The organism is Limnohabitans sp. MORI2, assembly GCF_027925025.1.
Lineage (GTDB): Bacteria > Pseudomonadota > Gammaproteobacteria > Burkholderiales > Burkholderiaceae_C > Limnohabitans.
On sequence record NZ_AP027058.1, the window covers coordinates 1191189 to 1201617 of the forward strand.

Annotated in this window: 12 protein-coding genes; 3 read left to right on the forward strand and 9 right to left on the reverse strand. The window is 54.6% G+C overall.

Annotated elements, in window-relative coordinates:
- Window positions 1-17: 17 nt before the first annotated feature.
- Genes kdsB through QMG27_RS06060 form a run of 5 tightly spaced genes read right to left on the reverse strand, consistent with a single transcriptional unit; the run spans window position 18 to window position 3165 of the window.
- Window positions 18-794 carry a 3-deoxy-manno-octulosonate cytidylyltransferase gene (gene kdsB, locus QMG27_RS06040; protein WP_281814341.1) on the reverse strand — a complete coding sequence of 259 codons (777 nt, stop codon included), beginning with the start codon at window positions 792-794 and terminating at the stop codon, window positions 18-20.
- A 1-nt stretch (window position 795) separates the two neighbouring features.
- Window positions 796-981, reverse strand: a complete 186-nt coding sequence (locus tag QMG27_RS06045; protein ID WP_281814344.1) for a Trm112 family protein — start codon at window positions 979-981, stop codon at window positions 796-798.
- Window positions 962-2083 carry a tetraacyldisaccharide 4'-kinase gene (gene lpxK, locus QMG27_RS06050; protein ID WP_281814346.1) on the reverse strand — a complete coding sequence of 374 codons (1122 nt, stop codon included), beginning with the start codon at window positions 2081-2083 and terminating at the stop codon, window positions 962-964. Before lpxK ends, QMG27_RS06045 begins: the two co-directional genes overlap by 20 nt.
- Before the next feature lie 11 nt (window positions 2084-2094).
- On the reverse strand, window positions 2095-2520 hold the full coding sequence (locus tag QMG27_RS06055; RefSeq protein WP_281814348.1) for a biopolymer transporter ExbD: 426 nt from the start codon (window positions 2518-2520) through the stop codon (window positions 2095-2097).
- 18 nt (window positions 2521-2538) lie between these two features.
- Entirely contained in the window at window positions 2539-3165 is a 627-nt protein-coding gene (locus tag QMG27_RS06060; protein WP_281814350.1) for a MotA/TolQ/ExbB proton channel family protein, read from the reverse strand.
- Between the two features lie 252 nt (window positions 3166-3417).
- Between QMG27_RS06060 and xseA the strand changes: the two genes are divergently transcribed.
- A complete protein-coding gene (gene xseA / locus QMG27_RS06065; RefSeq protein ID WP_281814352.1) occupies window positions 3418-4701 on the forward strand; it encodes an exodeoxyribonuclease VII large subunit in 1284 nt (427 codons plus the stop codon).
- Window positions 4702-4747: 46 nt separating this feature from the next.
- Entirely contained in the window at window positions 4748-5329 is a 582-nt protein-coding gene (locus QMG27_RS06070; RefSeq protein WP_281814354.1) for a Fe-Mn family superoxide dismutase, read from the forward strand.
- A 113-nt stretch (window positions 5330-5442) separates the two neighbouring features.
- Here the strand turns inward: QMG27_RS06070 and QMG27_RS06075 are convergent, their stop codons facing one another.
- Complete coding sequence (locus QMG27_RS06075; RefSeq protein WP_281814356.1) at window positions 5443-5886, reverse strand: DUF192 domain-containing protein; 444 nt, start codon at window positions 5884-5886, stop codon at window positions 5443-5445.
- A 90-nt stretch (window positions 5887-5976) separates the two neighbouring features.
- Between QMG27_RS06075 and icd the strand changes: the two genes are divergently transcribed.
- Window positions 5977-7233: an NADP-dependent isocitrate dehydrogenase gene (gene icd / locus QMG27_RS06080; protein ID WP_281814358.1), complete on the forward strand. Its 1257-nt coding sequence runs from the start codon at window positions 5977-5979 to the stop codon at window positions 7231-7233.
- 7 nt (window positions 7234-7240) lie between these two features.
- Here the strand turns inward: icd and QMG27_RS06085 are convergent, their stop codons facing one another.
- From QMG27_RS06085 to QMG27_RS06095, 3 genes are read right to left on the reverse strand one after another with little or no spacing between them, the layout of a single operon-like run.
- On the reverse strand, window positions 7241-7891 hold the full coding sequence (locus tag QMG27_RS06085) for a response regulator (protein ID WP_281814360.1): 651 nt from the start codon (window positions 7889-7891) through the stop codon (window positions 7241-7243).
- Between the two features lie 7 nt (window positions 7892-7898).
- Window positions 7899-9464 carry a sensor histidine kinase gene (locus QMG27_RS06090; protein ID WP_281814362.1) on the reverse strand — a complete coding sequence of 522 codons (1566 nt, stop codon included), beginning with the start codon at window positions 9462-9464 and terminating at the stop codon, window positions 7899-7901.
- A gap of 19 nt (window positions 9465-9483) precedes the next feature.
- Window positions 9484-10014, reverse strand: coding sequence for a hypothetical protein (locus QMG27_RS06095; protein ID WP_281814365.1), 531 nt, complete (start codon window positions 10012-10014; stop codon window positions 9484-9486).
- Window positions 10015-10429 lie beyond the last annotated feature (415 nt).

Consider the following 10429-nt stretch of genomic DNA (forward strand, 5'->3'; position numbering starts at 1 on the left):
GCATCCCTTCCAAAGCCTTACGCGGCGGCGCTCAGCAGCGCACGAACGCGCGCCAAGTCTTCGGGCGTGTCCACGCCGGGGCCTGGCGAATGGTCGGTGATGTGCACAGCAATGCGGTGGCCGTGCCACATGGCACGCAGTTGTTCAAGCGACTCAGTCACCTCAATCGGTGCTTGCGCCAGTTTTGGGAACTCGCGCAAAAAGCCGACACGGTAACCGTACAAACCCACATGGCGCAACGGCGCGGGGTTGGGCAGGGCAGTGATGCCGCCGTTCAAGCCACCGTTTGCAAAGCCATCGCGCCACCAAGCAATGGGGGCGCGGCTGAAGTACAGCGCGGTGTTGCGGGCATCGAGCACCACCTTCACCACATTAGGGTTGGCAAAGTCTTGCACGTTGTCAATCGCATGGGCGAGGGTGCTCATGCTGCAATCGGTGCGTGCTTGCAGCAGTTGGGCGGCAGCGTCAATCGAAGCGGGGTCAATCAGGGGTTCGTCGCCTTGCACATTCACCACCACATCGGTGTCTTGCAGCTTCAACGCATCGCAGGCTTCGGCCAAACGGTCGCTGCCAGAAGGGTGGTCGGTGCGGGTGAGCACGGCATCAATGCCATGGGCTTGGCAAGCAGCCACGATGCGTGCATCGTCAGCAGCCACCACCACACGCGAGGCGGCAGAGAGTTTGGAGCGCTGCGCTACGCGTACGACCATGGGCAAGCCTGCGATGTCGGCCAAGGGCTTATCAGGCAGGCGGCTTGACGCCATACGCGCCGGAATGAGAACGGTGAACGCCATCTCAGGCGGCTTCCAACTCTGCGTCGGTCAGGGGGCGCGCTTCGTTTTCAAGCAACACAGGAATGCCATCGCGAATGGGGTAAGCCAAGCGGGCACTGCGCGAGACGAGTTCTTGCGTGTCGCGTTTGAATTCCAAGGGGCCTTTGGTCACGGGGCAGACCAAGAGTTCAAGCAGTTTGTTGTCCATGGGGTGATGATAACTTTGCGCGTTGTGCGTCAGCGAGGTGCTGGTCAATCGCAGCCAAGAGCGCATTGGGTAAGGTGGTTTGCAGTGGGACAGCCCATGCCTTGGGGTGACGCGCCCAGAGCTTGACCGCGTCTTTTTCGGTGCACAGCACGTCGCCTTGTGTTGCGTCAATGTGTAGGTCTTGTAGATTGGCGTGATCGGCAAGCGCCTGGGTATGCACCACATTCAACCCTTGTTCGCGCAGCATGGCAAAAAACACCTCAGGTTTGGCAATGCCGGCCAAGGCTTGCACGGGGGTATCCCACCAGCTGCTGAGCGATCGCTGGCTGCCATCGGCTTGCAGTGCATGGTCAGCCAAGTGCCGTTCAATGGCAAACTCGTTCGGTCCAGCCTCGCCTGAGCGCTTGACCACCAAACAGGGCACTTCTTGGCCTGATGAAGCCGAACGCAAAGGCTTGCGTGGCCAAGCCTCGCGCAACGGGCCTGCGGGCAGCAAGTGGCCGTTACCAACGCCGCGTTCGTCAAACACACACAGCTCCAAGTCGCGATCCAGCGCCAAGTGCTGCAAGCCATCGTCACACACCAACACTTGCACATCAGGGTGCAATGACAACAGAGCTTGACCTGCATCCACGCGGCTGACGCCCACAAACACAGGCACTTGGCAACGACGGGCCATCAGCAAAGGTTCATCGCCCACGTTGTCTGGGTTACTGCTCGGCGTGACGGCTAAGGTGCTCGATGTTTTGCGGCCGTAGCCACGCGAGAGCACACCCACGCGCCAGCCTTGTGCTTTCAAGTGCTGAACCACCGCGATGGTGATGGGCGTTTTGCCCACACCGCCGACCATCACATTGCCCACCACGATGACGGGCACAGGCAAGGTGTGTGTGCTGTAAAAACCGTGTTGGTAGAGTGCGCGGCGAACGCTCACCAAGCCCGCAAACACCCAACTGACAGGGCGCAGCAGAAGGGACAAAAACTGACCCAAGGGCTGATTTTTCCAGCTAGATGGCGCGTTCCAAGCTTGGAAGAGTGCGTGTGTCAGCTTGTGCTTCAGACCCTGTGTCTGAGTGTCGCCCAAGTTGCTTGCGTGGCTCATGGGCGCGAGCCTCAATCGGCCTTGCCGCCAGACGACTGCGCTGCGAAGGTGAGTTGGTTCAAACCGTTGCGGCGGGCGGCTTCCATCACCATCATCACCGATTGGTGGCTGGCTTGTGCATCCGCACTGATGATGATCATGGGACTTTCAATGCTTTGGGTGGCTTGTGCCAACGCTTGGATTAAGCCTTGCACATCACGCGTGTTCACCAAGTTGCGGTTCACGCTGAATGCACCTTCGCTGCTGATGGACACAATCACCTCATGCGGGTATTCTTTAGGCGCTGCTGCATCCGCCACGGGCAAGTTCAGCTGCATTTCTGTGAACTTGCTGTAGGTGGTGGAGAGCATCAAAAATATCACAACCACCAACAAAATGTCGATGAACGGGATCAGGTTGATCTCGGGTTCTGGGCTCTTGTCGCGATGAAATTTCATGGCTTATTTGGCCGCCTGTTATTTCAAACGTGCGCGCATAGCGAGCAAGTGACGTGCAAAACGCTCGGCATCGAGCTCTAAGCCCAGCACATATGCATCCACGCGACCGCGCAGGTAGCGCCAAAACATCAAGGCTGGAATGGCGATGATCAAACCAAATGCCGTGTTGTACAGCGCTATTGAAATACCTTGCGCCAGTTGCACCGGGTTGCTGGTGCCAGGGGCTTGCGAGCCAAAAATGTCAATCATGCCAATCACCGTGCCCAGCAAACCTAGCAACGGGGCGGCTGAAGCGATGGTGGCCAAGGCCACCAAGTACTTTTCTAATTCGTGCGCCGCTTTACGGCCAGCAGACTCCATGCTTGAACGCAGGTCTTCAGCGCTGATGAGCGGCTCATCCTTCATGGCATGCAGGCCTGACGCCAGTACACGGCCCAACACCGAGTTGTGGTGGAGTTGCTGCATGGCCTCCTCAGAGGGGAGATTGTTCTGCGAGGCTTTGAGTGCTTGGTCCAACAAGCCCTCGGGTGCCACCAAGTGTGGACGCAGGCTCATCAACCGCTCGATGACCAACGCCAAAGCCAAAATCGAGCAAATCAACAAAGGCCAAATCGGCCAACCTGCCGCTTGTATGATGGTGAACAAAGCCAACACTCCCGAGAATTTTTGTGAAGCCAATTATGGCTCAGCCACCCATCCACATCATCTGTGGATAACTTTGGGGATAAGCTTTGTTCCCACCCTCCAGATCCCGCATGAATCGGGCGATTGAACAAATTGACCGAAAATTGAGCGCAAAAAAACTTATATAAATCAATAACTTGCTACGTGGATTCGTGATTTTGTTGATTTGTTGTTTAATTTAATAGAGAAATATTTTTTGTGGATGAGTCGTCAATGACAAGCCCTGAATCGCTAGGTTTGACGCCCCGTATATGGGCAGTTGGTGCGCTATGCCGCGCCATTGCTGATAGTTTGGATGCGCGTTTTAACCCTGTCGCCGTTCGGGGGGAGATTTCTGGCTTCACGCGGGCGGCCAGCGGTCATTGCTACTTCACCCTCAAGGACGCAAGCGGGCAGTTGCGTTGTGCCATGTTCAAGCGCGCTGCGCAAATGCTTGACTTTCGCCCTGTGGACGGCGAACTCGTCGAAATCAAGGGCCGTTTAGGTGTATATGAGCCGCGTGGCGAACTGCAAATGGTGGTCGAACACATGCGCCGTGCAGGGCAGGGTGCGTGGTTTGAGCAGTTCCTCCAACTCAAAGCCAAGCTCGAAGCCGAAGGCCTGTTTGATGCCGAGCGCAAGCGCCCCATCAAAACCATGCCGCGTGGCATTGGCGTGGTCACCTCACTCGGTGCTGCTGCCTTGCACGACGTAGCCACAGCCTTGCAGCGCCGTGTGCCGCACATTCCCGTGGTACTCGCGCCGTCCCTGGTGCAAGGGCCAGATGCGCCCCCCACCTTGGTTCAAGCCTTACAGCAACTCAGCCAGCAGTCCGACATTGACGTGATCTTGTTGGTCCGTGGCGGCGGTTCGATGGAAGACCTGTGGGCTTTCAACGACGAAAACCTCGCCCGCGCCATCGTCCACAGTCCCGTGCCCATCATCAGTGGCGTGGGCCATGAAACCGACTTCACCATTGCCGATTTCTGCGCCGATCTGCGCGCCCCCACGCCCACCGCCGCCGCCGAAATGTGCGCCGTGCCGCAAGCTGAACTGTTGTCCAACCTTCAGTTGTGGGGCAGCGCCTTGCAAACCATCGCACACCGCCAGCTCGACACCCAAGAGCAACGCCTAGACCGAGCCCAAGCTCGCTTGGGGCGCCCATCTGAAGGGCTTAATACCGAAAAAATGCAGCTCTTGCGCCTGCAGCAGCGCTTGGGCCAAGCCATGCAAAATCGCACCCAGCGCTGTCACAACGAGTTGGCCAACTTGGCCAGTGGCTTGGCCCGTGGTGTGCAACAAACCCCAGCCACGGCCCGCGAACGGTTGCACCGTGCTGAACTGCGCTTACAGCTGCTCGACCCTCAACTTGTGCTGCAGCGCGGCTTCGCGTGGCTCAGCAATGCCGATGGGCAAGCGGTCACATCAGTGGCGCAAACGCAGGCAGGCCAAGACCTGCAAGCAACCCTTGCCGATGGTGTGGTTGATTTGCGGGTTAAGCCAAGCCATCACATTTAGTTTCTACAATCACGCCACTTTTTCAAAAACCACCACAGAGGACCACATGGAACACACCTTGCCCGCATTGCCTTATGCCATCGACGCTTTGGCCCCTCACTACTCCAAAGAAACCTTGGAGTTCCACCACGGCAAGCACCACAACGCCTACGTTGTGAACCTCAACAACCTGCAAAAAGGCACTGAGTTCGAAGGCATGGCCCTCGAAGAAATCGTCAAGAAGTCCAGCGGTGGCATCTACAACAACGCCGCCCAAATCTGGAACCACACCTTCTTCTGGAACTGCATGAAGCCCCAAGGCGGCGGCGAGCCCACAGGCGCTTTGGCTGCAGCCATCAACGCCAAATTCGGCAGCTACGCTTCGTTCAAAGAAGCCTTCGTCAAAAGCGCCGTGGGCAACTTTGGTTCGGGCTGGACATGGTTGGTTAAAAAGGCCGACGGCTCGGTCGACATCGTCAACATGGGCGCCGCTGGCACACCTTTGACCACTGGCGACAAAGCCTTGTTGACTGTGGACGTGTGGGAACACGCTTACTACATCGACTACCGCAACCTGCGCCCCAAGTTTGTTGAGACTTTCCTCGATCACTTGGTGAACTGGTCTTTTGCTGAAAGCAACTTCGCTTAATTCACCGTAAGACTTCGGGCTGTGTGGCTCGTTGAAACGCAAAAAGCCGCCCATCTGGGCGGCTTTTTCGTAGGTGAGTGCAGTGGCTCTCGGCTTTGGCGCTGGGGCCACCCTTAGGGTTTAAACGCTACGCCACTCAATCGGCTACCTGCCTTCAGTCCTTTTTTGGCAAACCAGCCTTGATGCATTTCCAGCACAAAACGCACAGGCTTTTCGGAGCAGTGTGAGTCCGTCGTTTGGGGCTTCATGTCTGCCAAGTTGACGATGGTCCCGTCATCGGCCACAAAAGCGGCGGTGAGAGGCAAGATGGTGTTCTTCATCCAAAAGCATTGCGTGGCCGGTTGCTCAAACACAAACAACATGCCTTCGTGCTGAGGCATTTCTTTGCGAAACATCAAGCCTATATTGCGTTGCTCGGGCGTTTGCGCCACTTGCGTGTCGATTTGGTACATGCCCGCTTGCAGCTTGATGCGGGGAAGATTGGTTTGCGGCGTGTCTTGGGCCCAAGCTGAGAAAGCCAAAGACGATAAGAGGAGGGTAAGCAGTGCACGTTTCATGTAGACGACTGTAGCGCAAGGTCAGAATAGGCCTGCAAGCGCTGGCTAGAATCGAAAGAGAAACGCTCACCACCACAGGAATCTTCATTCATGTCTCACTCGCACATCCAAGTGCCAGCCGCCGGTCAAAAAATCACTGCCAATGCAGATGCCTCGTTGAATGTGCCCGACCAGCTCATCATTCCCTTCATTGAAGGCGATGGCGTGGGACGTGATGTCACGCCCGTGATGCGCAAAGTGGTGGATGCCGCAGTGGCCAAGGCCTATGGTGGCAAGCGTCAAATTCACTGGATGGAAGTTTTTGCAGGCGACAAAGCCGCTGGCCTCTACGGTGCAGATGTGCGTTTGCCCGAAGAAACTGTGCAAACCTTGCGTGACTACAAAGTCTCCATCAAAGGCCCCTTGAGCACCCCTGTGGGGGGCGGCATTCGTTCACTCAATGTGGCACTGCGCCAAGCCCTCGATTTGTTTGTGTGCCTGCGTCCTGTGCAATATTTCAAAGGTGTACCTTCGCCTTTGAAAGAGCCAGAAAAAACGAATATGGTCATCTTCCGCGAGAACTCGGAAGACATCTACGCTGGCATTGAATACGCTGCCGAAAGTGTTGAAGCTCAAAAGCTGATTGAGTTTCTCAAAACCGAAATGGGCGCAACCACCATTCGCTTCCCCTCATCTTCAGCGGTTGGCATCAAGCCCGTGTCCATCGAAGGCACTCAGCGTTTCATGCGCAAAGCCATTCAATACGCGATTGACCACGACAAGCCCAGCGTCACCATCGTGCACAAAGGCAACATCATGAAGTTCACAGAGGGTGGGTTCCGTGATTGGGCCTTGGCTGTGGCGCAAAAAGAGTTTGGTGCGACGCTCATTGACGGTGGCCCTTGGTGTCGCGTGAAGAACCCCAAAACCGGCAAGAGCATCATCATCAAAGACGTGATTGCTGACGCCTTCTTGCAACAAATTTTGATGCGTCCTGCTGAGTATTCGGTGGTGGCAACTTTGAACCTCAATGGCGACTACATCTCCGACGCCGTGGCCGCGCAAGTGGGCGGCATTGGCATTGCACCTGGTGCCAACCTCTCAGACACCGTGGCTTGTTTTGAAGCCACGCACGGCACAGCGCCGAAGTACGCTGGCAAAAACTACGTCAACCCTGGATCCATGATTCTGTGCGGCGAAATGATGCTGCGCCACATCGGCTGGACAGAGGCAGCCGATGCTGTATTGAAAGCGATGGAAGCTGCTATCGCCACCAAACGCGTCACATACGACTTCGCGCGTCTGATGGATGGGGCGGAGCAGGTGAGCTGTTCAGCCTTTGGCGATGTGCTGATTGAGCAGCTTTGACAAGTCCTTAGGCGTTTTTAGTCAGCGCATAACGTTCGCTGTTTTTTGCCAAATCTAGAATCGATGTGACGCCCATTTTTTTAAAAATGGAGGCGCGATGAACCTCAATCGTGCGTGTGCTGTTGCCCAAGGTTTCTGCAATCTCTCGGCTCGTCAGGTTGTCCAAAATCATGCCGAAAATTTTGCGCTCTTGCTCAGATAGCAACGCTTCGTGGCTTTCATAAGTGGCCACAAAATCGCGGTTGGCTTTGATTTGATGCGATTTTTCTAACGCCAAGGCCAGTTTTTGCGTGAGCAAGAACGGGTCAAAAGGCTTGGTTAGAAAGTCGAATGCCCCCATGTGCATGGCTTCTACAGCCATGGCTACGTCGGCATGGCCTGTGATCAAAATCATGGGCCACACGCATTCGGGGTGTTCTTTGCGAAGCACAGCCATCATGTCCATGCCCGAGAGCTTGGGCAGGCGAATATCAGACACCACGCAAGTGGGCAAATGCAAGGCTTGTGGGTTGCTTTTCACGCTGGCCAAGAAGTCCTCAGCGCTTTTGTAGTGCACGCAGGTGTAGTTGGACGCAGACAAGAGCATGAGCAAGCTTTGAGCAAGCGCAATGTCATCTTCAATGAGCTGAATCGGATGTTGTTGGAGTTGAGCGGACATGCCGTGATTATGCGGTCACTTGCTTGGGTAAGAACAACGAAAACGTGGCGCCTGCACTGGGGTTGTTCACCCACCGAATGCGCCCACCGTAGGTCTCAGCCACCGATCGGCACAAGCTGAGCCCAATGCCCATGCCTTCGCTTTTGGTGGTGAAAAATGACTCAAACACATTGTCTGCATGCTGGTCTGCCACCCCATGCCCCACATCCGTGACATCAATCCTCGCCCACACACTGCCATTGCGTGATGTGTGCGTGTAGGCACGAATCTGAAGCTCTCGTTGGTTAGGTTTGACATCATGCATGGCTTCTAGGCCGTTGCGGCTGAGGTTGAGCACGACTTGCTCTAGCAGTGCTGTGTCAATTCGAGTGCGCAAATTTTTCTCGCATTCAATCACCATATGCGCTTGATGCTCTTTGGCTGACAGCTGCAAGATGGGTTCCAAATCGCGCATCATCGTCTGAATGTCAACGGTCGTCACCACATTGGGTTCACGTTTGAGGTAGTTGCGAATGGACTGAACCACATCACCTGCACGCATGGCTTGTTTGCGTGCGTTTTGCAATGCGTCTGAAAGTATCGGATCGTCATAGCCTTGGCTTTTCATGCGCATTTCGCATGCGGCCACATAGTTGGCAATGGTGGCCAAGGGTTGGTTCAACTCGTGCGCCAAAGCGGTTGACACTTCTCCCATGGTGCTCAACTGGCTTTGTTTGACCAAGGCCATTTCTTGTCGTGCGATGGTCTCCTGGGCGGTGCGGTGTTTTTTCAGATCCAAGGCATACCGCACCAACAAAATACACAACACAAGACCCAGCACAGCCAACAGAGCCGATGTGCTGTCGAGCGTCAAATCCGATGTCGCCAGATAGGTAAATACCAAATGCGAGTGAATACCAGGCAAGTCCAACGCATCAGCAGCCGTCAAGCTATTGGGCAACAACTTGGGCGCTTGCTCGCTGAAGCTCACTTGCATCTTGGGGCTGATTTCAACCCCAGACTTGGGAGGAAGCCAGTGGTTGCTGTCAACACGCACAATCCACAGCACATCATGTCCGCGTGCGGGTACCACCATCTCTGGAGTGCTTTGACCTGAAGGCGAGTAGCTGTGTGCCCAATACACTTTTTGCTGTTCGTTGGCTCGCAAAAAACTCAGCAAAACAGAAGGGGGGAGTTGCTGACGCCCAGTGGGTGACCATATTTCTTTGCTATGCGCCGCTTCCCGTTGCGCGAGCAGCATGCCCGACTCATCTCTGAGTTCGATGCGAATATAGCTTGGGTTCTCTTCCATCAAACGCTTGGCGCGCTGACTGAACGTCACAAAATCTGTTGCCTTTTCGAGCGCAGCCACACTGAGCAGTTTGTCTTCGTCATCTTTGATCTTGGCTTTGATTTGCGCCGTGTAGCGCTGTGCACTCGTGTGCAACTCGTTCATCCGTCGCTCTTGCACAAAGTCCGCTGACAAGACGATGGCCAAACCTGTCAAGGCGATGGTGAACGCAACAAGCACCAGCAGCTTGGCTGTGCTGTCTAAGCGATCAGAAAAAAAGGTGAAAAATTTTGGGGCCTGCATGTGCCGCCAAGGTTAGCGCTTATTTCAGCAAATCAGACAATTGCTGTCCGGATGTTTTCAGTTTGGGCACGATGTGTACTTGCTCAGCCGCCCACAGCTTGTGTGCAAAATCTGGCCGTGTACAGCCTTTGGCCTCCAAGTCCACGGCGTCTTCATAGCTTTTAAAACGCGCCAGTGTCTCTGAAAAATATTGTTGAGACGCTTGCGCCACCGCCTGAGCCGTTGCCGTGTCGGTTTGATAGCGGGTGCATTGTTCGCTCACACGCAGCAAACTTGGAAGTGCTGCGCACGCGCTCATGTTCAGGGCGTGCGAGGTTCGGAACTCCGCAATGGCTTTGTCCGCAATGGCTTGTTGCTCGTTAGCCAGAGCTCGAGCGGCGGCGACTTCCTTGGGGACTGATGCGCTCTTGCTAAAGAGTGGGCCAGGCGTGCTTGGCTTGGATTTGTTGGTGAATGTGCATGTCTGCTCTAAACGTGCCAAACCTGCCCGAATTTCGGCATTCAAACCCGCCTCTGGTTCTAAAAAAGCTTTGATTTTTGAACTCAGCAACGCCGCAGGCGCTGAATTTCCTACGGATTGGGCTTGAGCAAATGCGTGGGTAACGATTGCTGTTTGTATGTAAAGCACAACAGCTAGGAAGCACATGACGCCAATTCTCGACACCGCATCCTTGGCCCCAACACCAGGCACCAAAAACTGCTTGCAGTTATAAGAATTAACGTTTGTCAATTTTGCTTCTTTAAGTTAGATAAATACAACTACTTACCTTTCTGATCAAATTATTCTAAACCATATCTGTTGATCTCGACGTATATGCATCTCATATTGATATGAATCAAGTAAGTAGCTGCCGAAAAAAATATTTCGGGAACTACGTAGCATTTTGTTAAGTAATGTGATAAATTCCTCACAAGTGATAAATATTTAACAAAAGCAAGCAAACTATTTTTGTCCATGACAGAGA

Bases quoted from the DNA above. Each gene is read 5' to 3' on its own strand.
- kdsB (WP_281814341.1), bottom strand. From the start codon at position 794: ATGGCGTTCACCGTTCTCATTCCGGCGCGTATGGCGTCAAGCCGCCTG.
- QMG27_RS06045 (WP_281814344.1), bottom strand. From the start codon at position 981: ATGGACAACAAACTGCTTGAACTCTTGGTCTGCCCCGTGACCAAAGGC.
- lpxK (WP_281814346.1), bottom strand. From the start codon at position 2,083: ATGAGCCACGCAAGCAACTTGGGCGACACTCAGACACAGGGTCTGAAG.
- QMG27_RS06055 (WP_281814348.1), bottom strand. From the start codon at position 2,520: ATGAAATTTCATCGCGACAAGAGCCCAGAACCCGAGATCAACCTGATC.
- xseA (WP_281814352.1), top strand. From the start codon at position 3,418: ATGACAAGCCCTGAATCGCTAGGTTTGACGCCCCGTATATGGGCAGTT.
- QMG27_RS06070 (WP_281814354.1), top strand. From the start codon at position 4,748: ATGGAACACACCTTGCCCGCATTGCCTTATGCCATCGACGCTTTGGCC.
- QMG27_RS06075 (WP_281814356.1), bottom strand. From the start codon at position 5,886: ATGAAACGTGCACTGCTTACCCTCCTCTTATCGTCTTTGGCTTTCTCA.
- icd (WP_281814358.1), top strand. From the start codon at position 5,977: ATGTCTCACTCGCACATCCAAGTGCCAGCCGCCGGTCAAAAAATCACT.
- QMG27_RS06085 (WP_281814360.1), bottom strand. From the start codon at position 7,891: ATGTCCGCTCAACTCCAACAACATCCGATTCAGCTCATTGAAGATGAC.
- QMG27_RS06090 (WP_281814362.1), bottom strand. From the start codon at position 9,464: ATGCAGGCCCCAAAATTTTTCACCTTTTTTTCTGATCGCTTAGACAGC.